A 23185-nucleotide genomic window follows, 5' to 3' on the forward strand; every position below is an offset into this window, starting at 1 on the left:
TATATGGGAGAAGATTTTAACAAAGCTGCAGGATTGCCTGAAGATTTTAAGATACATAAATCTACTTTGGATGAGATTAAAAAAGCTGCCGAAAATGATCCTGTTGCTTCAAGTACAAAAGAATACTTAGGCGTAAGCGAGTATTATACTAATATAGATATGGCTGAAACCATTAAACAATACTACAATCTTTTTTCTAATGCTTTAGGTCAAAGTTTTCCAAATGATAAAACAAGTTTTAGCCAAGCAGATATAAATTCTATGCCTAAGGGGTATGCTATAAATGGAATAAAATCGATGGACTTTAATGATCTAAGCAATAGAATGAATATCACCCACTTAAGAGATTTCTCAAATTCTTCTATTACAAATATTTATCAAACCCCTGAACAAATGAAAGAAGCTGAAAGTTTATATATACAATCAGGATCTTTAATAGATGGCATAAATGGACATAGTTTTGGTTTATCTTTGGAAGAAATCAAAAATGTTTCTAAAGGTGAAGATTGGCAATTTAATCCTGATATGTCAGTTTATCCACAAAATGAAGATGGAGGTTATTCTAAAGAAGCTTTATTTATGAGTTTTTTAAAATCATATGGTAGCGGACAACCTGTTGAGAGTTCAGAAACTACACTTAATCCAAAAGTAGAAGCTTACAATAGGGCTATGGCTAAAGAAAGTTTTAATGGTGATAGCGTTGCTTTAAATGACATTATGACAGGCAAAGTAGATTTTGCAAGTTTATTAAAAGGCTATGTACAAGATGGCTGGCTTGATGCAGATATATATGCAATGGAAAAAGGAGTTGCTTGGCAAAATGCAAGCATAGGTTATGGTGGAGCTTTGTTTGATAATCAGTTTAATCAAGCAAAAGCTAATGGTTGGAAAGCAAGCAGTGAAAGTATAAATTCTTATGTTGGATCTATAATGGATAGATTAAATAATCTTATAGGGCAGACTAGGGTTTAGAAAAAACTTTCGATTTTTTCTTGCATTATCTTAGCATCATTGATACGATTGACTTCATCTCTAAAGGCTGAAGCGTCTTTGTGTCCTTTAGAATACTCGTGTAAATGCTTGCGAAATATACTTACGCCTTGATCTTTGTAGTGTTTTATCATTTCATCAAAATGAGTGAGTATGATTTCTTTTTTGAGTTTTTCATCTACATTTTTACCACTTTTGATTTCATAAAATATCCAAGGATTTCCTACGCTTGCACGCCCTATCATGAGTCCATCGCATTTTGTGATTTTATAAACTTCTTTAGCGTTTTGTGCGTTAATATCGCCATTTGCAATCACAGGAATACTAACGCTTGCTTTAGCACTGGCAATGGATTCATAATCGGCTTTTCCGCTATAAAGCTGTTTTCTTGTACGTCCGTGGATACTTACAAAATCCACCCCCAAGCTTTCGCAAATTTTAGCCATTTTTTCAGGATATTTTTCATTAAATCCTAGTCGAAATTTCACACTTGTAAGGCTTTTTTTATTGTTTTCTTTAATCACTCCTACAAGATTTTTAAAAAGCTCTAAATTTTCTAGCAAAGCACTGCCAGCACATTGTTTAACAACTTTATTTACAGGGCAACCGCAATTAAAATCGATCCCATCTACAAAATCCATTTCATTTAGCATTTGCACTGCTTTTTTTAACACTTCTTTATCTCCACCTGCAATTTGGACTATATAGGGATTTTCTAATTCAGCTCTTTCTAGCATATGTAGAGTTTTAGAACTTTCATAAACCAAGGCATTAGAACTTATCATTTCACTTATGGTAATATCAGCACCAAATTTTTTTACTACATTACGAAAAGGCAGATCTGAAAAACCTGCCATAGGGGCTAAAAACAAGGGTTTTTTGCTAAAATCTATCATTGTATGAGTTGGTTTAGATCGATTTTGATATTTTTTTCACGCAAGGCTAAAAAGGCTTTAAAATCATTAAATTTCTTATCATCATTGTGAATTTGCTCTCTTAACTCATCTAAAAGTCCAAATTCAGCTAAAAGATATAAATACGCTCTTAAAGCTTCGCTTTTTTCATTTTTAATTTTGTTAAAAATTCCTAAAATAGCATCAGGGTTTAAAAGTTTAGTACTTAGTTTTGCTGCGTTAAGATAGTCTTTTTCGCTTAGTATATTGTGTGAAAGTAAAACTTCATATTCTGCTACACTAAGTTCTAAATTTCCTTCTTTAAAACGCTTGATAAGTGTGAGAACTTCAGAAGGCTTTTTAGGGATTTTTACATTTTTAATTTGCTCATAACTAGCTTTTTCTATAAGGGTATTAAAGGCAATTTCTTCAAATTCATCTTTGATTTCATTAAGGTTTTTAAGTTTGCTATAGGCGTAATTTGCATCGTTTTTGAGATGATTTTTTTCATTTTGCAAATATAAAACATTGTTATTTTCGAGTTTAAATTTGCTAAGGTTAAAAAATTCGTTTTTATTTAAACCATCAATAAGATCTAAAATTTCATTGATTTTATTTGAGTGTGGAATTTTTTCATGTGTTTTTATGGTTTTAAAAAGTTGTGCCACAGCTCTAAATTCTTTCGTTTGAAAAGTGGTTTTAAGATCTTTTTCAAGGAGTAAATCTTGAGTATAAGATTCAAATTTAGCTGCATCTTTAAAAAAATGCTTAAATTTTAAATAACGCAAAAATCCATAAAATGCTATGTGTAAAACGGCTAAAATCATATAAATAAATAAAGGAATAACAAGCCATATCATAATAGGTAATTCAAAGGTATAAGTGCTGATATTTAGAGTATAGCTTCCTAGTTCTAGATGCCAAGCAAAGGCAAAAATAAGTGCTATATAAATAAAACTTGCAAGTAAGAAGAGTTTAATTTTCATGTTTTTTTCCTTGTTCTGCAATTTGACGGCAAGTGATACAATATCTTGCGTGAGGTTTGACTTTTAGTCTTTGAGAGTCGATTTCATCATCGCAAGATTCGCAAATTCCATAAGTGCCGTTTTTGATTTTATCTAAAGAATCTTCGATTTCTATGAGTTCTTCTTTGAGATTGGTACTGATAGCAAAGTCAATTTGAGAGCCTGTTTCTATGACAGAAAAATCTACACTATCACTTGGGACGCTATTGTGAAGAGCTTCGATTTCATTCGAATTGCTTTGCAAATTTTCTAAGATGGCTTTTTTTCTTTCTTCTAAAATATTTTTGAAATTTTGTATTTCATTTTTTTTCATTTTAAAACTTTCTATTTGTGATAAGGGTGATTGTTGTTGATACAAAATGCACGATAAATTTGTTCTAAAAGTAAGGTTTTAACAAATTGATGTGCTAAAGTAAGTTTGCTTAATGATAGTCTAAAATCCAAACTTTGATTAAATTCTTCTCTTAAACCATAAGCACCGCCTATAAAAAAACTTAATTCATTTTTATCTTGGATGAGTTTTGCAAATTCTATACTTGTAAGATCTTTCCCTTTTTCATCAAGAGCGATACAATAGCCTTTTTTATAAGGCATAAAAGCTTCTTCATAGCTTTTTTTTGCTTCTATGGCATTTAAATTTTGAGCTAAGGCTATTTTTTTATTAAAAACATTTATTTCTTTTAAAGTGGCGTATTTGGAGATGAGTTTAGAGTATTTCTCACTCCAAGTTTTAAATTCATCACTTTTTTGAATACAAAAGATATTAACTTGCAAATTATTTTCCACTAAAAAATTTTAGTACATCGCTAAGATATTGTTTTTGTTCTCCTCTTTCAACTATGGCATCTATAAGTCCATGTTCTAACAAGAACTCTGCTTTTTGAAAACCTTCAGGTAAATCTGCTCCTATGGTTTGTTTAATAACTCTTGCACCAGCAAAACCTACTAAAGCTTCAGGTTCAGCGATGATTAAATCTCCAAGCCAAGCAAAAGAAGCACTTACCCCGCCCATAGTAGGATCAGTTAAAATGCTAATATAAGGAAGTTTTTCTTTGCTAAGAAGTTTAAGTGCGGCGCTAGTTTTGCTCATTTGCATCAAAGAATAAGTGCTTTCTTGCATTCTAGCTCCACCGCTTGCACTTACGATGACAAGAGGGGTTTTGCTTGTGATAGCTCTTTGTATAGCTCTAACGATTTTTTCTCCTTCAACAGAACCTAAAGATCCGCCCATAAAAGAAAAATCAAATACAACAAGTTGGGTTTTTAAACCATTGATTTCACATTCTCCACTGATGACAGAACTTTTTCTACCTGTTTTACTTTCACCTTCGCTAAGGCGTTTTTTATAGGATTTGCTATCAACAAATTTTAAAGGATCTATAGCTTCTAAATTTGCATCATACTCAATAAAACTGCCTTCATCGCTTAAAAGTTTAATACGTTCATCAGCTGAAATTCTCATGTGATAATTACATTTAGGACAAACATTAAAACAAGATTCTATTTCTTTATAATACATCAAAGCATGACAACTTTGGCATTTTACCCAGTGATTTGGAGCTTCTTTAATACTAGGTTGTTGTCTTCTTATTTTTGAAAAAATATCTGCAAAATTCATATATTCACCTAATTATTTTTTAAAAATTCCAAGATTATATCAAAAATTTTCTTGTCTTGGCTTAGGAGAAGGAAATTTTCATTTTTTTCTATATATAAATTTTGATGAATTGTTAAAGCAGCTACTGTATCAAAAATTCGTGTTTTTCCAAGAATTAATACAAAACTAAAATACGAAGCATAAGCGAGACTTAAGGCTGTTGCACCCAAAGAGCGAAATTTTAATTGATTTTTTGTTAAAAAATCGAGAAGTTCTGGATAAAGTGAAATTTTTTCAACTATACCTATTTTAGAAAATAGATTAGGTGTTAAGGGTGAGTATTTTGGATCGGAAAGATTGGATTTAAAAGCTTGATTGTTATTAAAAGCAAAAATTTCTTGACTGACAAGATTGCAAACAAAAGCGCTTTTTGCCTGATCTTTTTCCATAAGAGCTATAGAAGTTCCATAAAATGGTATTTTAGAAACAAAATTTGAACTTCCATCCAAAGGATCAAGAATCATTTGTTTTGGACTAGCTTTTCCGATCAATCCGCTTTCTTCAGAAAAAATTTGTCCAAAACAACTAAGATATTTTATGAAAATTTGTTCACATTTTAAGTCAAGCTCATAGCCTTGATTTTTATCATAGCCTAATTTAGAGCAAAGTTTAAGATCATTTTGTGGGATATTGTTTAGATACTTGCGTATTTGCAAATTTGCATTCAAGCAAGCATCTAAAAATTCTTTCATTAAAAGCGTGTTCCAAGATTAAATTCAAAACTATTAGTATCATCACCTTTTTTATCATTAAGAGGTTTGGCAAATACAAGCTGTAAAGGCCCAATTGGTGTAATCCATTCAATGCCTATACCTGTACTCATTCTTTTTATTTCATCTAAATTTTTACGCCCTATCATACCATAATCAAAAAACACGCTACCACGAAGTTTGATTCTATCAATCAAAGGGAAGCTAAGTTCTACGGAATTGGCAAAAGCTATGGTTCCACCTACTTCATCTCCCCATTGGTTTTTAGGACTTACCGTTCTGCTTTCAAAACCGCGTATCGATCTAATACCACCTAAATAAATTCTTTGATTAATTGGCAAATAGCCTTCATCCCATACTTTATAAAAACTCGCTTTATAGCGATAAATAAGATCATATCCTATATAGTCTTGCAAACCTTGATAAAAGTTAAATTTAGAGCTTGATGAAATAAATTCTTGATCTCCGCCAAGTCCAGCGTATTCTAAACTAGTTGAAGCAATGATACCTGATCGTGGCAGATAATAATCATCTGTATTGTTAAAGGTGATTGCTGGAGTTATAGAGCTTTTAATACTTTTGCCAAGTTCATATCCTGTTCTTAAAAGAGTTGGACTTAAGTGATATATATCGCTTTGTTCAAGATTATAAGTTAAGCTTACATTATAGTATCTTGCAAATTGGCGTCCAACTGTTATATCAAAGCCGTAATTTTTTTCTGAATAATTATCCCATTCATAGTCATTTGAATAAAGTGTTCCACCCAGACTATATTGACTATCAAGAACGCGTGGATTTATGAGACTAATCCTTCCTGATAAGGTATCATCGCTTTTATCTACGCTTACAGAGCTTTTTATTCCTGAACCAAAGATATTTGTATCTGATAAAGAAGCATTAAGTAAAATACCATCGCTTGATCCATAGCCAATGCCTCCAGAAATAGCTCCCGTAGAAGCTTCTTTAACATCAACAATCAAATCAATATGTGTATCATCAACTTTTTCTTCTTTGATATTTACATCGTCAAAATAAGAAGTTCTTTTTAAAGCATTTTTTGACTCGCTTAAGTCTGTTCTATTGTATAAATTACCTTCTGTTATATATAATTCTCGGCGTATGACGCGATCTACAGTACGTGAATTTCCTGAAATAATAACATTTCTTATATAAACTTTATTGTGAGGGATTACTTTAAATACAACGGTGGCTTCTTGAGTTTGATCATTTTTTTGAATATCAGGATAGACTTCTACAAACGCATAACCCAAATCAGCACTTTGTGTTTCTATGGTTTTAACATCTTTTCTAATGTCTTCAATATTGATAGTTTTGCCAGCGCTTGATCTTAAATCTTTTACGGTTTGTGCATTTTGTTTATCATCAAATAAAGGATTTTCTATGCTTATACTTTTAATTTTATAAGGCTTTCCTTCTTTGATAAAATAAGTCAAATTTGCTTGATAAGTATCTGTGTAGGTTTTAAGATAAGGCGAGGATACTTGAACATCTAAATATCCTTTTTTCATATATTCATCAGCAATTCTTGAACTATCGTTACTAAGTTCAAAAACTTTTAATTTTCCATCATTGCGTCCCCACATCCATCCCATAAATTCTTTTTCTTTGTTAACAACAGCAGGTTCTATATCAGAATATGAAAATTTCTTGGCTCCACTTAAATGAACATTATCAATAATAATATTTTCGCCACGATTTACTATAAATTCAAGCTCTAGTCCATCGGTATTTTCTAAAGTCTTTTTTTTATATTCTACAATAGTATCAAAATAACTTTTTGCTTCATAGTAAGCTTTAATGCGTTCAATAGCTTCTTTTATACTTCCTTCATCAAGTAGTGTGCCTCTTTTAATCCCTAAAATACTTTCAACTTGTTTTCTATCATTTGAAGCTATACCTGTGATAGTAACCTTTGCTATAGTTGGTTTTTCGGTAACTATAATTTCCAAAATTCCATTGTTGTTTTCTACTGCAATATTTTCGAAATAATTTTGTTTATAAAGATTAAGAATAGCAGTGTTGATTTTTGCAGGATTTATTTCCTCGCCTATTTTAAGCCCCGTGATATTTATAGCGCTTGTGTTCGATAAATGATTTAATCCGATAAATTTAATATCTTTAATGGTTGCTGCATTGGCTATAGCAACTAAAGCACAAATACTAATAAGATGTTTTTTCATTGATTTTTTACCTAAAGCTTTATTAAAAGCTGTATAATAGCAAAAAAAATTTAACAAAAAAACTAAGGTAGAAAGTATGAAAATAGCAATTATAGGGCTTGGGCTTATGGGTGGATCTTTAGGGCTTTGTTTGAAAGAAAATAAGCTTATTTCTTGTGTTTATGGTATGGATTTAAGTAAAGAAAATGAAAAAGATGCCCTGCGATTAGGTCTTATTCATGAGCTTATAGAATTTAAAGATTTAGCTTTATGTGATATGATTTTTGTCGCAACTCCTGTTAATGCTATTATAGAAATTTTGCAAAAGTTAGTTGATTTGCCTTCTAATGTAACAATTATAGAGCTTGGAAGTACAAAAAGAAAAATTATAGAAAGTTTGCCTAAGAATTTAATCAAACAAACTCTTTTTGCTCATCCTATGACAGGAACTGAAAATTCAGGCCCAAAAGCGGCTTTTAAAGAGCTTTATAAAGATGCAGTTTGTGTTCTTTGTGATAGTGAAATAGCTGATGACTTGCATCAAAAACGAGCAGTGGAAATTTTTTCTCATTTAGGGATGAAAATTGTTTTTATGGATAGTAAAGCCCATGATCATCATGCTGCTATTATTTCTCATTTGCCTCATGTTATAAGTTTTTCTTTGGCAAATTTTGTAATGAAAGAAGAAGATAAAAGAAATATTGTTCATTTAGCTGGAGGATCTTTTAAAGGTATGAGCAGAATTGCCAAATCATCGCCACAAATGTGGGAAAGTATTTTTTTACAAAATAAAGATAACTTATTAAGTTCTATTGATTTTTTTCAACAAGAATTAGAGAGATGTAAACAAATGATACAATTAGACAAAAATGATGAATTAAGAGAATGGATGAAACAGGCTAATACTCTAAGAGAAATTTTATAAATTTGCTAGATATTTACTGAAAATATAATAGAATTTATACTAAAAACAACAAAAACATTGAAAATTTTTAAGGAAGGTTATGGCAAAAAGAAAAGGCAAAACTTATTTATCTGTTTTAATTTTAGTTTTAATAGCAATTTTGATTTTTTTTATTTCAAGATTAAGTATTTTTGAAAAAAATCCTCCTCAAATTTTAATGCCAGATGTTGTATATACTGATCTTAAAAAACCTATTTTAGTGCATGTTAAAGATGATGAAAGTTCTATCAAAAATGTACAAATTATATTGCATAAAGACGACAATACTAGTGCAATGGTTATAGCAGATGAAAAGATTTCTAATTTAAAAGATATTACCTTACAAGTTGCTTTGCCAAAATTTGGTTACAAAGAAAATGTAAAATCTTTTGTTTTGGAGGTGATAGCTAAAGATTCTAGTTTTTGGAATTTTTTTAGTGGCAATGAAGCAAGAAAACAAATTGCGGTATTAGTAGATAATACGGCTCCAAAAATCAATATCATAAGCAATTCTTACCAAATCGAGCAAGGCGGTGCTGGGGCAGTTGTTTTTAAGGCCGAAGATGCTAATTTAGATAAGGTGTATATAGAAACAAATAAAGGTAAAATCTTTAAAGTTACACCTTATGTAAAAGAAGGGTATTATGCGGCTTTGATTGCTTGGGATGCAAGAGATGAGGAATTTCGCGCATTTGTTATCGCTACGGATAAAGCGGGAAATATTTCAAAAGAACGTATAAGGTATTATTTTGTTAATCGTAAATATCGTGTTTCAAATATTAATTTAACGGATAAATTTTTAGATGGAAAGATTGAGAATTTAGCCAATCAATACGCTCCAAAAGATAATAATCTCAATCGTTATGAAAAATTTAAGTTTGTCAATGAAACTTTAAGAAATAGCAATGAAGAACTTATCCATGAAATCACTTCAAAAGTACCTGAGGAAAAAATTGATAATTTTGATTTGAATTTATTTTTACCTCTTAAAAATGGTATGAAAGTAGCGGATTTTGCTGATCATAGGTATTATTCTTATAATGGGCAATTTGTGAGTGATTCTTATCATATGGGGCTTGATCTAGCAAGCGTAGCACAAGCTCCTATCATAAGCAATAACGCAGGCAAGGTTGTTTTTGCTGCTGAAAATGGAATTTATGGTTTAAATTTAATTGTTTATCATGGTTTTGGAGTATATAGTCTTTATGGGCACTGTTCTTCTAAAAATGTTGATTTAGATGAAATGATTAATAAACAAAGCATTATAGGCAAAACAGGAACAAGTGGTTTAGCCTTAGGTGATCATTTGCATTTTGGAGTTTTGGTTCAAGGAGTTGAAACGCGTCCTGAACAATGGCAAGATAAAAAATGGATAGAAAATAATATTTACAATGTTTTAAATGATGGTAAAAAGATAATTTTAGGAAAAAATTAATGAAACAATTAACTTTAGCAAAAACTGTCAAAGGCGTAGGTATAGGACTTCATAAGGGTGAACCCATAGAAATTACTTTAGAGCCTTTAGAAGCAAATAGTGGTATAGTATTTTTTAGAAGCGATCTTAATGCAAGCTATAAGGCAAGTCCTGAAAATGTGATCAATACTCAAATGGCAACTGTTTTAGGAGATGATCGTGGATTTATTTCTACAATAGAGCATTTAATGAGTGCGATTAATGCTTATGGAATCGATAATGTACGCATTGTTTTAAATGCAAATGAAGCTCCTGTTATGGATGGATCAAGTATTAGTTTTTGTATGATGCTTGATGAAGCAGGGGTAAAAGAACTTGATGCGCCTAAAAAAATTATGGTAATTAAAAAGCCTATAGAAGTAAGAGATGGTAATAAATTTGTGCGTTTAACTCCTACTAAAGAACCCCGTATTAATTACACAATTAAATTTGACAATGCTGTTATAGGTGAACAAAGTTACAATTTTGAATTCAGCAAAAAAAATTATATAGAAAACATAGCAAGGGCTAGAACTTTTGGTTTTTTAAAAGATGTTCAAGCTCTTAGGAGTATGAATTTAGCACTAGGTGGAAGTTTAGAAAATACTATAGTGGTAGATGAAAATCGTATTTTAAATCCTGAGGGTTTGCGTTTCAAAGATGAGTTTGTAAGACATAAAATTTTAGATGCAATTGGAGATTTAACCTTACTTGGATATCGTGTTTTTGGAGATTATACTTCATATGCTGGGAGTCATCATTTAAATCATTTACTTACTAAAGAAGTTTTAAAAGATAAAGATGCTTATGAAATTGTAAGCCTTGAAAAAACAACCCAAAAAGCTTATGAAAAGGTATTTGCATAAAAACCTCTCTTTTGCTTAATGCTTTATCTAAGCCTTTAATGATCGGAATTTATCAAGATGATAAACTTATAAAAACTTATAAAAGTGAAGAAAAAGCAAGTGAATTTTTACCAAAAATTTTAGATGAATTGCTTAAAGAATATGATTTTACAAGTTTAATCTATGCTAATGGTCCAGGTTCTTATATGGGGATTAAAATTTCTTATGTAAGTTTGAGTACTTTAAGTATAGTAAAAAATATTCCTTTATTTGCGGTAAGTGCTTTTGAATTAAATGGCTATAAACCCATAAGTGCAAATAAAAATTTTTGTTTTGTATATAAGGAAGGTGAAATTTGTTTAGAGCAAAATACCCCAGCAGAGTTTTTTTTACCAAAAAATTTACAAGAGCTTAAACTAAATAATGATAATCTTCCCTTTTATTTTTTAGATGCAATTTAGGATGAAATTTGAAAATTTTAGTTCCCGCTACGAGTGCGAATTTAGGGCCAGGTTTTGATTGTTTAGGACTTAGTTTAAAGCTTTTTAATGAAACTCAAATCCAAAAATCAGGTGTTTTTAGCATTAGTATTGGAGGTGAGGGCAGTGATAATATTTTTCTTAAAAAAAACAATATATTTGTAAATATTTTTTATGAAATTTATGAAAAACTAAGTGGAAAAAAAGATAATTTTCGTTTTATTTTTCAAAATAACATTCCTCTTTCAAGAGGGTTAGGAAGCTCTTCAGCTGTGATTGTTGGAGCTATTGCCAGTGCTTATTATATGAGTGGATTTAAGGTAGAAAAAGAACGTATTTTAGATGAAGCTTTAATTTATGAAAACCATCCAGATAATATCGCTCCAGCTACTCTTGGTGGTTTTGTGTGTTCTTTGGTTGAAAAAAATAAAGTTTATAGCATCAAAAAAGAGATTGATAAAGATTTAGCTGCTGTGGTTGTGATCCCAAATTTGGCAATGAGCACGGAACAATCACGCCAAGCTTTGGCTAAAAATTTAAGTTTTAATGATGCGGTTTTCAACCTTTCTCATGCTTCATTTTTAACCGCTTGTTTTTTGGAGAAAAAATATGAATTTTTAAAATTTGCAAGTCAAGATAAGCTTCATGAAATCAATCGTATGAAAAACTTACCTGAGCTTTTTGAAGTACAAAAATTTGCTTTAGAAAATAAAGCTTTAATGAGCACACTTTCAGGTTCGGGATCGAGCTTTTTTTCTTTAGCTTTCAAAGATGATGCTTTAGCTTTGGCAAAGAAAATGCAAACAAAATTTAAAGATTTTCGTGTGCGATATTTAGAATTTGATGATAATGGCTTTGAAATTTGCTAAAAAATATAAAAAAAAGATATAATTTTGAAAAAACATATACCAATTAGAATGTGCATAGTGTGTAAAAACCGCTTTGAGCAAAATATGTTATTTAGATTTAAAGTTGTTTTAGGAGATATTGTGCCTAAAGCAGAACATGGAAGAAGCGGATATTTATGTCAAAATTGTATTGAAAAAGAAGATAAAATCTTGCAAAAAGCATTTTCTAAAATATGTAAAAATTTAAATACTAAAATTACTCAGCAAGGACTTAAGGAGATATTTTTAAATGGCAAAGATTAGAATTCATGAAATCGCAAAAGAATTAGGTTATGATAGTAAGGAAATTATTGAAAAGGCAAATGAATTAGGACTTGGAATTAAAACAGCATCAAATGCTGTAGAACCTGAGATTGCGGCAGCTATTTATGAGTATATACAAACAAGAGAAATTCCAGAAGCTTTTAAGAAAAATATCAAAACTCCTACGGCAAAAAAGCCTAAAAAAGAAAATATAAAAGAACAAGAAAAGCTAAATGAATCTGAAAAAAAAGAACCTAAAAAAGAAGAAAAGCTTAAACAAGAAGTTAAAAAAGAAGAATTAAAAGTTGAAAAAGAAAATGAAAAAGAGGAAGAAAAACAAGAAATTATTGATGCTCATAAGCCACAAAGCCTTGCTAGTGCAACTTTAGCCAAAAGACGCGGACTTGTTATTGTTAAAAAGAAAAAAGACGAAGAAGAAATTCAAGTTAAAAAAGAAGAAGTAAAAAATTTAAATGATATATCTATCAATAATGAAGAGCGCTTAAGTTTAAAAACCATGTTTTCAAATGCTGATGAGAGTTTAAAGAAAAAGAAAAAAGAAAAAAAATCTTTTGTCGCGAGTAAAAAAGAAAGTACCGAAAAAATGAATTTTTTAGATGAACATGATTTTGGTGATATTTCTTTAGATGATGAAGATGAGGTAGTGTTGCCTGATTTTAGTGTAAAAGAACAAGAAAAACCACAAAATATCAATAAAAAACAACCTAATTTTATAAGACAAGCTGTTGGAAATTCTGCGGGTTTTGGACTTGAAGGTGGAATTCAAAGAAGAAGTCGTAAAAAACCACCTAAAAAGATTGAAAAAAAGGAAGTAGAAGAAGTAAGTAGCGTTGCTATTTCTAAAGAAATTCGTGTGTATGAATTCGCTGATAAGATAGGAAAAAGCACTAGTGAAGTGATTTCAAAACTTTTCATGCTTGGAATGATGACAACAAAAAATGATTTCTTAGATGAAGATGCGATTGAAATTTTGGCTGCTGAATTTGGTATAGAGATCAATATCATTAACGAGGCTGATGAGTTTGATTATGTAAAAGACTATGAAGAAGAGATTGATGAAAAAGATTTAGTGACTAGAGCACCTGTGATTACTATCATGGGGCATGTTGATCATGGTAAAACTTCTTTGCTAGATTATATCAGAAAATCACGCGTTGCAAGTGGTGAAGCAGGGGGTATTACTCAGCACGTGGGTGCTTATATGGTAGAAAAAAATGGGCGTAAAATTACTTTTATCGATACTCCAGGTCACGAAGCTTTTACTGCTATGCGTGCAAGGGGTGCAAGTATCACTGATATTGTAATCATCGTTGTGGCCGCAGATGATGGGGTAAAACCACAAACTAAAGAAGCGATAAATCATGCTAAAGCAGCAGGTGTGCCTATTATTATTGCTATTAACAAAATGGATAAAGAAGCAGCAAATCCTGATATGGTAAAAACTCAACTCGCAGAAATGGAAATCATGCCAGTAGAATGGGGCGGATCTTATGAATTTGTAGGGGTTTCGGCTAAAACAGGAATGGGGATTGAAGATTTGCTTGAGATCGTGCTTTTACAAGCTGATATTTTAGAACTTAAAGCCAATCCAAAAAGTTTTGCTAAAGCAAGCATTATAGAAAGTTCTGTGCAAAAAGGGCGTGGTGCGGTAGCTACTATCATCGTGCAAAATGGAACACTTACTGTAGGAAGTACTGTGGTTGCAGGCGAGGCTTATGGAAAAGTACGTGCGATGAGTGATGATCAAGGTAAAGCCTTAAAAGAAATCAAACCAGGCGAATGTGGGGTTATCGTAGGACTTAGTGAAGTAGCAGATGCAGGTGAAATTTTAATTGCAGTAAAAACCGATAAAGAAGCAAGAGAATATGCCAATAAACGCCACGAATACAACCGCCAAAAAGAACTTAGCAAATCCACTAAAGTTAGCATTGATGAGCTTGGAGCTAAGATTAAAGAAGGCAATCTAAAAGCCTTGCCTGTTATTTTAAAAGCTGATGTACAAGGATCTTTAGAAGCCTTAAAAGCAAGTTTAGAAAAACTTAGAAATGATGAGATTAAAGTGAATATCATTCATAGTGGGGTAGGAGGGATCACGCAAAGTGATATAGAGCTTGCAAGTGCGAGTGAAAACTCTATCGTACTAGGTTTTAACATACGCCCAACAGGGGAAGTTAAAGAGCGTGCTAAAGATAAAGGCGTAGAAATTAAAACCTATAATGTGATTTATAATCTTTTAGATGATGTAAAAGCCTTGCTTGGTGGTATGATGAGCCCGATTATTTCTGAAGAGCAATTAGGACAAGCAGAGATTAGACAAGTGATCAATGTGCCAAAAATCGGACAAATCGCAGGTTGTATGGTAACTGAAGGGGTGATTAACCGTGGAGCCAAAATTCGCCTTATCCGTGATGGAGTTGTGGTTTATGAAGGAAATGTAAGTTCGCTTAAACGCTTTAAAGATGATGCTAAAGAAGTGGCAAAAGGCTATGAGTGTGGCGTAGGTATAGAAGGGTGTGATGATATGAGAGTGGGTGATTATATAGAAAGTTATAAAGAAGTAGAGGAACAAGCAAGTCTATGAACCCAAGTGAGATTAAAAAACTACGCACTGAAAGCATCTTAAAAGAGCTGATCCCTGAAGCTTTAGCAAATTTAGATGATGAAAATTTAAAAAATCTTTGTGTTGTTGATGTGGAATGTAAAAAGGGTAGATACGATGCTTTTGTGTATCTTGATAAAATGTTTTTTAATGTTCATGAGCAAGAAAAAATTTTATCTTCTTTAAAAAAGGCAAGTAGAGCTTTGCAAAATTACTGCATGAGTGAGCAGGGCTGGTATAGGTGTCCGAATTTTCACTTTAAATTTGATGATAGACTTGAGTATCAAAACCATATGGATGCACTTTTTGAAAAAATAAAAAAGGATAAAAATGAATCTTGAAGCCCTTTGCAAAGAAGCAGGACTTAGTTTTTATGATGATGAGCTAGTAAGTGAAAATGGCAGAAAAATTTATAGAATTTATGTGCAAAAAGAAGGCGGGGTAAATCTTGATGATTGTGCAAGACTTAGTGAAATTTTATCGCCTATTTTTGACGTAGAGCCACCTGTAAATGGGGAGTATTTTTTAGAAGTATCTTCACCAGGACTTGAAAGAAAACTGAGTAAGATAGAACACTTTGCTAAAAGTATAGGTGAACTTGTGAAGATCACAACCAATGAAAAAGAAAAATTCGAAGCAAAAATCATTGCTGTAGATGATGAAAATATCACTTTAGAAAATTTAGAAAATAAAGAAAAAACTACTATAAATTTTAGCGATATAAGAAAAGCTAAAACTTTTGTTATATGGTAAATTTAAGTTAAATATTAATATAATTTAATTATTTTTTATAAAAAACAAAAATCAAGGATGTTAAATGACAAAAATATTTTCTGAAAATAACAAGAAAGAAATCCAAGATATTTTTAAAAAAATGATTGATTTGGCAATGAAATTTTACAATGATCGCAATTCTACTTTCAAGGACGACATAGAAGATATTCAAAATTTTTTTGAAAGCTATGAGTGGAAATTATATACCGGATTGCAAACACTCCAAAAGGATAAATATAAAGGGTTTGCATTATATAAAGAAATTAAAGAAGAAGAGTATATAAAGTTTAAAAAAGGTAGATCTGCTTGGCATGGTATTTATATATGGTTTGGAGTGTCAAGGGATGATATTTATATGCGTATAGTTGCCAAAGAAGAAGAGAAGTGTAATGCATTGCTTAAAATACAAAAAGACAATATACTCGATTATAAATTAGAAGAAAAGATTGATAAATTTGAAGAAATAAAGGATAGGTTATTTGATGTATTTTTATACTTATCAAACTATATAAATAATTTATCTAAAGATGATTTTAAAATTATAAAGGACTATAATATGATGAAGAACAATACGCCTTTAAATCAAATTCTTTATGGACCTCCAGGGACAGGAAAAACTTATCATACTATAGATAGGGCTTTGGAGATTATATTAAAAGAAGAAAAAATACAAATTCCAAGCGAAGATGATAGAATAAATAGAAAAAAATTGTTTGATGAGTATGTAAAAAACGGGCAAATAGTTTTTACTACCTTTCATCAAAGTTATGGATATGAAGAATTTATAGAAGGTATAAAGCCTCGCATAGATAATGAAGAAAATTCTAAAGAAATAAAATATGAAATAAAAGATGGAATTTTTAAAGAACTTTGCGAAAAAGCTTTAGAAAATAGGGATAGTATAAAAAATTTTAATTTTTATATAGATAAATTAAAAGAAAAAGCAAAAATAGATGATAATAATCCAGAAAAATATTTTGAATTACCAAATACTAAATATTCTATTCAATATAGAAATGGAAAAACATTTAGAATTAAATTTGATGATATGAGTAAAAATCATAAAGATTATCCAGTCAGTATAGATAATATAGAAAAATTATATAAAACTTCTAATATAGATGAAATATATAATTCAGTATATGTTAGAGCTATATTAAATTATTTAAAATTGCAGGGTTTAGAAGATTACAAAGAAAAAGATGAAAAAACAAATTTACCTTATATAATCATCATAGATGAAATCAATCGTGGTAATGTAAGTAAGATTTTTGGTGAGCTTATAACCTTGATAGAGCCTAGCAAAAGGATAGGTGAAAAAGAAGAGTTAAAAGTAATTTTGCCTTATAGTAAAAAAGAATTTGGAGTGCCTAAGAATGTTTATATCATAGGCACTATGAATACAGCCGATAGAAGCATAACTTCTCTTGATACAGCTTTGCGAAGAAGATTTGAATTTATTGAGATGATGCCTGATGTGAGCAAATTATCTATGGATTGCGAAGGTATTAATTTACAAGAATTATTAAAAGCTATAAACACTCGTATAGAATATTTACTAGATAGAGAAAAAACCATAGGACACGCATTTTTTATAGGTGTTGAAAATTTAAATGATTTAAAAAGTATTTTTCAAAACAAAATTATCCCGCTTTTGCAAGAGTATTTTTATAATGATTATGCTTTGATTAATGCGGTTTTAAATGATAATGGTATGATTTTTGAAGATAAAAAAGATGATAAATATCTTCAAAAAATAAAAAATCTAGATAGTGTTAATAGCGAGAGAAGCATTTATAATATTGCTTCATTTGATGATAAAATTTGGGATAAAATAGAAATATATCAAGCAATTTATAATGATGAAATAGCAAATAAATTAAAAAACGAAAATGAATAGCACTTTTTCCATCATCGAACACCAAGCTTTTTCTAAAGAAGATTTAAAAGAAATTTTCAAAGAAAAAGCTGAAAGATTTTATAAAGAATTAGAAGATTTTGCAAAAAATAATGAAAATCTTCTAGGCTTTAAAAATAAAAATACCTTAAAAGCTAAAAATTATGTCGGCATTATACAGACTAAAAGTGGGGTTTTGGAGATCTTGCCAAAATGCACGAATTTAGATAGCTATAAAAAAGAAGATAGCTCTTCAAATCACGATAAAGAAAAACTAAGAAGATACTATGAATTAGACAATATTTCTAAAAATAATGATTTTTATGAACAAGATTTTAAATTTAATCCTAAAAATCTTTTGATAAATATGCTAAAAACCTTAAAAAACTCTCCCTTTAAAAAATCGCAAATTTCATCTTTACAAAGTTCTAAAATTCCTTTATTTGAAGTGTTTATCACTATGTTTTTAGATGAATTTGATAGCGTGTATAAAAAAGGCTTGATGAGATCTTATCTAAGTTGCGAAGAAAATAGGGCTTTTTTAAAGGGAAAATTACTATTTAACGAGCATATCAAGCGAAATTTGATACACAAAGAAAGATTTTTTACAAGCAATGATGAGTTTGTTTTAGATATAGCACCCAATCGCTTGATAAAATCAACGCTAAATTTTTTAAAATCCAAAACAAGTTTGAATAAATTTAGACTTATAAAAGCCATGCAAATGCTTGATGAGGTAGAATTTTCTAAAAATTATGAAAAAGATTTTAGTTATAAAATTTCAAGACATTTTGATTATTATGAAAACTTGCTTTTGTGGTGTAAAATTTTCTTAAAAAATGAAAGTTTTATGCCTTATCATGGTAAAAATGAAGCTTTTGCTTTGCTTTTTCCTATGGAGAAAATTTTTGAAGATTATGTAGCTTATATGCTAAAAAAAGTAAATCCAACTCAAGATATTAAAGTCCAAAACAATGGAAAGTATTTAATCTCAAAAAATGATGAAAATTGTTTCATGTTAAAGCCTGATTTATATATAGAAAATAAAATGATCCTAGATACCAAATGGAAAATTCCAAATGATAGTGAAGATGAGAAAAAACAGGGTATAGAACAAAGCGATTTGTATCAAATGTTTGCTTATGCTTGCAAATTTAAAATTTATGATATTAAACTTGTGTATCCTTTATGTGAAAAAACTCAAGATTTACAAAGAAAAATCGCAGAAAAATTTTTTGTTTTTAAGGCAAGCGAACATTTGTATTTTAAAGAACAAGGGCAAAAAGATATAAAAGTGCAAGTGTTATTCGCACCTTTACCTTTTTAAAAATTTGCCTATCAAATGCACTAAAAAACCAAAACAAGCTACAGCTATGATGCAAGCACCGCTTGAGAGATTAAGATAATAGCTAAGTATAAGTCCTAAAACACAAAAAATCATACTTAAAAAACTTGCCAAAATCATGATAAAGCCAAGTCTTTTAGTAAAATTTTCAGCAATAAAGCTTGGGATACTAAGTAAAGCCATAACCAAAATAAGCCCTACAAGGCGTATAGAAATAACTATACAAAAAGCCATAAGGGCGATTAAAAGATAATGAAAAAAACTTGTATTGATACCACGAACTTTTGCAAATTCCGCATCAAAGCTTAATGCTTCAAATTGTCTATAAAATAAAAAGATCAAAAGTACCACCACGCTATCAACCAAAGCCATAAGCCATAAATCTTGTGTTCCTACAGCCAAAATGCTCCCAAAAAGATAAGCCATTAAATCTGTGTTATAACCAGGGCTTAAATCGATTAAAATAATCCCAACAGCCATTCCAAAAGCCCAGATTACAGCGATAATACTATCACTTCTGTGTTCATAGTGTTTAGCTAAAAAAGCTACTAAAAAAGCCAAAAATAAAGTAAATATTCCCGTGCTTAATAAAATAGGTAAAGAAAAATAAAAAGCTATACCTATACCACCAAAAGCCCCATGTGTTATACCTCCAGCCATAGAAAAAAGACGATTTATCATCACCAAAGTACCTATGATCCCACAAGCTATACTGACTAAAATCGCTCCTAGTAAAGCGTTTTGAAAAAAGGTGAAATTTAAAATTTCAAGCATTATTTTCCTTTGAAAATTTTAAACAAAAATTTTCTTTTTTAAATTCTGTTTTTTTCAAATTTCTTCTTGTAAATTCTTGTTCGCATAGTTTTTTACTATCGCAATTTTCTTCATCGCAAAAACAAGTATTTAAACTCATTTCTACATCACAAAAATGAGAGTGGTTTTCGTATAAATGTTTTAAAAATGAACTTTTTTCTTTTTCTTTAGTGTTGGTATGCAAGAAAAGTTCTTTGTTTAAATGTGCAATTTTATCGCTATAAGCTAATACAAGGTTGATATCGTGACAAATGAGTAAAATTCCCATACCTTTTTGGTGCAAAGAGCTTAGAAGTTCAAAAATTTGTATAGCAGACTTGTTATCAACGCTTGCGGTAGGTTCATCTAAAATAAGCATCTTACATTCACTAGCTAAGGCTCTTGCGATAAAAACACGTTGTCTTTGTCCTCCGCTTAGAGAATCAATTGTTTTGTTCCAAAATTTTTCCATTCCTACGCTTTTTAAAGCTTGCATAGCTTTTTCTTTATCTTTTTTCCCATAAAAACCAAAAATTTTTTTACTTACAAGTCCCATAAGAACGATTTCAAGTACTCTTGGACAAAAATTAGGATTGGCTAGAGTGTGTTGAGGAACATAGCCTATTTCTTTTCTTTGAAGAGCTTTGAAATGGATTTCATTTTTGGATTTTAAAAGCCCTAAGATAAGTTTTACAAGTGTTGATTTTCCTGCACCATTTGGACCTATGATAGAGAGAAAGTCTTTATTGTCATAGCTAAGATTGATGTTTTTTAAGATGATTTCATTATCATAAGTGTAGTTTAGATTAGAAATTTCAAAAAAAAGCATGAAAAAGCCTGATTATAAATTATGAGAAAAGGCATCAGCAGTTTTTAAAAGCTCATTTTCCCAATCATAAGATAAATGATCTATTTTGTAAATTTTTGCATCACATTCTTTAGCAAGTGTTTTTGCTGCATTTTCAGGGAAACCATTTTGAACAAAAATGACTTTTAAATTTTTATCTTTCATTAGAGTGATAAGTTTTTGCAAATCTTTGCTTTTTGGTTCCTTGCCTAAAATTTCTACAGGAATTTGCGTAAGATTATAGCGTTTTGCAAAATATGTCCAAGAAGGATGATAAACTACAAAATCTCTATTTTTTAATTTTTCTAATTTTGAGGCAATTTGTAAATTTAAACTATCTAATTCTGCTAAAAATTTATCTAAATTTTGTTTATATAAATTTTTATTTTGTGGATATTTTTGAATCAAGGCATCATAAATATTTAAAGCCATAGTTTGGACTAAAATAGGATCTAGCCAAGTATGAGGATCAAAATGCTCATGTTCATGGTGCTCATGCTCATGAGAGTGTTCGTGCGTATCATGAGTTTGAATCAAAGCTATGTTTTTTTGCATATTTACAACTTGAAGTTTTGGAAAATTTTGTTTAAATTTATCCGTAAAAACTTTTTCAAATTCTAAGCCTATGGTGAAATAAATATCACTTTTTTCAAGTTTTTTCATAGTGTTTGGTTTAAATTCAAAATTATGCTCATTGCTATTTGGAGGTAAGATAACATTGACATCTAGAGTATCTGCAGCTATTTTTTTAACAAAAAATGCTTGAGGTGCTATACTAACACTAACTAAATTACTACTAGCATTTTGTTCTTGCTCTAAATTTTTAGCTTGTGTGAAAGTATAAAATATCCCTAAAGATAAGATAAATAATATAATTTTTTTCAAAATATTTCCTTCGATATAAATTTTTTAAATTATAACGATATTAAGCTTAATACATAGAATTTTCGAAGCAATATTACTTTAAATAAAAATAATAAATATAAATTAATTTAAATATTTATTAAATGAAATTTTTTTATCACTTTTAGATTTAAGTAAAAATTTAAATTTTTTAATTTATAATTCTAAAACTTTATGTAGATATCCCTATAAAATAATATTAGAAAGGAGCGCTTAAATTATGAAAAGCGTAAAATTGAAGGTTGCACTGATTGCAAATTTAATCGCAGTAGTGTGTTTGGTAATTTTAGGTGTTATAACATTTATGTTTGTAAAGCAAGCAATTTTTCATGAAGTTGTAAAAGCTGAAACAAACTATGTTAAAACAGCTAAAAATTCTATGGAGTCTTTTAAGGCAAGAAATTCTTTAGCTCTTGAAAGTTTGGCTAAAAGTATTTTAAAGCATCCTGTAGAACAGTTAGATAGTCAAGATGCTTTAATGCGTTATGTTGGAAAAGATTTAAAGAATTTTAGAGATGCTGGAAGATTTTTAGCAGTTTATATCGCTCAACCAAACGGAGAACTTGTTGTAAGTGATCCAGATTCTGATGCTAAAAAAGTAGATTTTGGAACTTATGGAAAAGCTGATAATTATGATGCTAGAACAAGAGAGTATTATATAGAAGCAGTAAAAACAAATAAACTTTATGTTACCCCATCTTATATAGATGCAACTACAAATTTACCTTGTTTTACATATTCTACCCCTCTTTATAAAGATGGTAAATTTATAGGGGTTTTAGCTGTGGATGTTCTTGTAACAGATTTGCAAGCAGAATTTGAGAATTTACCAGGTAGAACTTTTGTATTTGATGAAGAAAATAAAGTATTTGCTTCTACAGACAAAACTCTTTTGCAACAAGGTTATGATATTAGTGCAATTGCAAATCTTGCAAAAATTAAAGAAAATTTTGAACCTTTTGAATATACTAGACCAAAAGATGGTAGTGAAAGATTTGCTGTGTGTACAAAAGTTTCTGGGGTTTATACTGCTTGCGTTGGAGAGCCAATAGAACAAATAGAAGCTCCAGTTTATAAAATTGCATTTATACAAACTGCGATTGTTATTTTTACAAGTATTATTAGCGTAATCCTACTTTATTTCATCGTATCAAAATACCTCTCCCCACTTGCAGCTATCCAAACAGGTTTAACTTCATTCTTTGATTTTATCAATCATAAAACAAAAAATGTTTCTACTATAGAAGTAAAAAGCAATGATGAATTTGGACAAATCTCAAGTGCTATTAATGAAAATATCTTACAAACTAAAAAAGGTTTAGAACAAGACAATCAAGCTGTTAAAGAATCAGTTGAAACTGTTCATGTAGTAGAAAGTGGTAATTTAACAGCAAGAATTACTGCTAATCCAAGAAACCCACAACTGATTGAACTTAAAAATGTTCTAAATAGACTTCTTGATGCTTTACAAACTAGAGTAGGTTCTGATATGAATGAAATCCAAAGAGTATTTAATAGTTATAAATCTCTTGACTTTACTACTGAAGTAAAAGATGCTAATGGAGCTGTAGAGGTAACTACTAATGCACTAGGACAAGAAATCATTAAAATGCTAAAACAAAGTTCAGACTTTGCTAATGCTTTAGCTAATGAAAGTGGAAAATTACAAACTGCTGTTCAA

General features: G+C 30.0%; 23 protein-coding genes. 13 read left to right on the forward strand and 10 right to left on the reverse strand.

Annotation, left to right across the window (positions count from 1 at the left end):
* The coding region (locus ELQ10_RS08125) for a hypothetical protein (RefSeq protein WP_243833038.1) at positions 1-972 on the forward strand (972 nt) is incomplete at its 5' end.
* Here ELQ10_RS08125 and ELQ10_RS08130 read toward each other — a convergent pair.
* Genes ELQ10_RS08130 through bamA form a run of 7 tightly spaced genes read right to left on the reverse strand, consistent with a single transcriptional unit; the run spans position 969 to position 7476 of the window.
* The gene (locus ELQ10_RS08130) at positions 969-1886 is read right to left on the reverse strand and encodes a tRNA-dihydrouridine synthase (protein WP_002934276.1); all 918 of its coding nucleotides are present in this window, start codon (positions 1884-1886) and stop codon (positions 969-971) included. The two genes, ELQ10_RS08125 and ELQ10_RS08130, sit on opposite strands and share 4 nt — an antisense overlap.
* Entirely contained in the window at positions 1883-2869 is a 987-nt protein-coding gene (locus ELQ10_RS08135; protein ID WP_002881055.1) for a hypothetical protein, read from the reverse strand. The genes ELQ10_RS08130 and ELQ10_RS08135 overlap by 4 nt, the downstream gene beginning before the upstream one ends.
* On the reverse strand, positions 2859-3221 hold the full coding sequence (gene dksA / locus ELQ10_RS08140; protein ID WP_002851949.1) for a molecular chaperone DnaK suppressor DksA: 363 nt from the start codon (positions 3219-3221) through the stop codon (positions 2859-2861). Before dksA ends, ELQ10_RS08135 begins: the two co-directional genes overlap by 11 nt.
* A gap of 11 nt (positions 3222-3232) precedes the next feature.
* Complete coding sequence (locus ELQ10_RS08145) at positions 3233-3682, reverse strand: 23S rRNA (pseudouridine(1915)-N(3))-methyltransferase RlmH (RefSeq protein ID WP_002857335.1); 450 nt, start codon at positions 3680-3682, stop codon at positions 3233-3235.
* Between the two features lies 1 nt (position 3683).
* Entirely contained in the window at positions 3684-4526 is an 843-nt protein-coding gene (accD, locus tag ELQ10_RS08150) for an acetyl-CoA carboxylase, carboxyltransferase subunit beta (protein WP_002857277.1), read from the reverse strand.
* Between the two features lie 8 nt (positions 4527-4534).
* Positions 4535-5257, reverse strand: a complete 723-nt coding sequence (locus tag ELQ10_RS08155) for an inositol monophosphatase family protein (RefSeq protein WP_002921974.1) — start codon at positions 5255-5257, stop codon at positions 4535-4537.
* Positions 5257-7476 (reverse strand): outer membrane protein assembly factor BamA, encoded by a 2220-nt coding sequence (bamA, locus tag ELQ10_RS08160; protein WP_133401598.1) that lies wholly within the window; start codon positions 7474-7476, stop codon positions 5257-5259. The genes ELQ10_RS08155 and bamA overlap by 1 nt, the downstream gene beginning before the upstream one ends.
* 76 nt (positions 7477-7552) lie before the next feature.
* Here bamA and ELQ10_RS08165 point away from each other — a divergent pair, with 76 nt between their 5' ends.
* The 11 genes from ELQ10_RS08165 (at position 7553) to ELQ10_RS08215 (ending at position 18944) form a co-directional block, all read left to right on the forward strand.
* Positions 7553-8380: a prephenate dehydrogenase gene (locus ELQ10_RS08165; protein WP_002860956.1), complete on the forward strand. Its 828-nt coding sequence runs from the start codon at positions 7553-7555 to the stop codon at positions 8378-8380.
* A 79-nt stretch (positions 8381-8459) separates the two neighbouring features.
* Entirely contained in the window at positions 8460-9833 is a 1374-nt protein-coding gene (locus ELQ10_RS08170; protein ID WP_134250445.1) for a M23 family metallopeptidase, read from the forward strand.
* The gene (gene lpxC / locus ELQ10_RS08175; RefSeq protein ID WP_002859351.1) at positions 9833-10717 is read left to right on the forward strand and encodes a UDP-3-O-acyl-N-acetylglucosamine deacetylase; all 885 of its coding nucleotides are present in this window, start codon (positions 9833-9835) and stop codon (positions 10715-10717) included. Before ELQ10_RS08170 ends, lpxC begins: the two co-directional genes overlap by 1 nt.
* A gap of 38 nt (positions 10718-10755) precedes the next feature.
* Entirely contained in the window at positions 10756-11157 is a 402-nt protein-coding gene (locus ELQ10_RS08180) for a tRNA (adenosine(37)-N6)-threonylcarbamoyltransferase complex dimerization subunit type 1 TsaB (protein WP_126238516.1), read from the forward strand.
* Between the two features lie 8 nt (positions 11158-11165).
* Positions 11166-12044, forward strand: a complete 879-nt coding sequence (gene thrB, locus ELQ10_RS08185) for a homoserine kinase (RefSeq protein ID WP_002881044.1) — start codon at positions 11166-11168, stop codon at positions 12042-12044.
* Between the two features lie 24 nt (positions 12045-12068).
* Positions 12069-12326: a YlxR family protein gene (locus ELQ10_RS08190; RefSeq protein ID WP_002870410.1), complete on the forward strand. Its 258-nt coding sequence runs from the start codon at positions 12069-12071 to the stop codon at positions 12324-12326.
* A complete protein-coding gene (gene infB / locus ELQ10_RS08195; protein WP_134250446.1) occupies positions 12313-14928 on the forward strand; it encodes a translation initiation factor IF-2 in 2616 nt (871 codons plus the stop codon). The genes ELQ10_RS08190 and infB overlap by 14 nt, the downstream gene beginning before the upstream one ends.
* Positions 14925-15287, forward strand: coding sequence for a 30S ribosome-binding factor RbfA (gene rbfA, locus ELQ10_RS08200; RefSeq protein ID WP_002778650.1), 363 nt, complete (start codon positions 14925-14927; stop codon positions 15285-15287). The genes infB and rbfA overlap by 4 nt, the downstream gene beginning before the upstream one ends.
* Complete coding sequence (gene rimP / locus ELQ10_RS08205) at positions 15277-15699, forward strand: ribosome maturation factor RimP (protein WP_014516900.1); 423 nt, start codon at positions 15277-15279, stop codon at positions 15697-15699. The genes rbfA and rimP overlap by 11 nt, the downstream gene beginning before the upstream one ends.
* Positions 15700-15763: 64 nt before the next feature.
* Positions 15764-17620 carry an AAA family ATPase gene (locus tag ELQ10_RS08210; protein WP_134250447.1) on the forward strand — a complete coding sequence of 619 codons (1857 nt, stop codon included), beginning with the start codon at positions 15764-15766 and terminating at the stop codon, positions 17618-17620.
* The gene (locus tag ELQ10_RS08215) at positions 17613-18944 is read left to right on the forward strand and encodes an McrC family protein (protein ID WP_134250448.1); all 1332 of its coding nucleotides are present in this window, start codon (positions 17613-17615) and stop codon (positions 18942-18944) included. Before ELQ10_RS08210 ends, ELQ10_RS08215 begins: the two co-directional genes overlap by 8 nt.
* Here ELQ10_RS08215 and ELQ10_RS08220 read toward each other — a convergent pair.
* The 3 genes from ELQ10_RS08220 to ELQ10_RS08230 are packed head-to-tail and all read right to left on the reverse strand — an operon-like array spanning position 18933 to position 21486.
* A complete protein-coding gene (locus ELQ10_RS08220) occupies positions 18933-19736 on the reverse strand; it encodes a metal ABC transporter permease (protein ID WP_134250449.1) in 804 nt (267 codons plus the stop codon). The genes ELQ10_RS08215 and ELQ10_RS08220 overlap by 12 nt on opposite strands.
* Complete coding sequence (locus tag ELQ10_RS08225; protein WP_022552200.1) at positions 19729-20583, reverse strand: metal ABC transporter ATP-binding protein; 855 nt, start codon at positions 20581-20583, stop codon at positions 19729-19731. Before ELQ10_RS08225 ends, ELQ10_RS08220 begins: the two co-directional genes overlap by 8 nt.
* A gap of 12 nt (positions 20584-20595) precedes the next feature.
* Positions 20596-21486, reverse strand: a complete 891-nt coding sequence (locus tag ELQ10_RS08230) for a zinc ABC transporter substrate-binding protein (RefSeq protein WP_134250450.1) — start codon at positions 21484-21486, stop codon at positions 20596-20598.
* 238 nt (positions 21487-21724) lie between these two features.
* Here ELQ10_RS08230 and ELQ10_RS08235 point away from each other — a divergent pair.
* Positions 21725-23185 (forward strand): methyl-accepting chemotaxis protein (locus ELQ10_RS08235; RefSeq protein WP_134250451.1); only part of this gene is annotated, 1461 nt, incomplete at its 3' end.

It is taken from the genome of Campylobacter sp. US42a, assembly GCF_004379055.1.
Classification (GTDB): Bacteria; Campylobacterota; Campylobacteria; order Campylobacterales; family Campylobacteraceae; genus Campylobacter_D; species Campylobacter_D jejuni.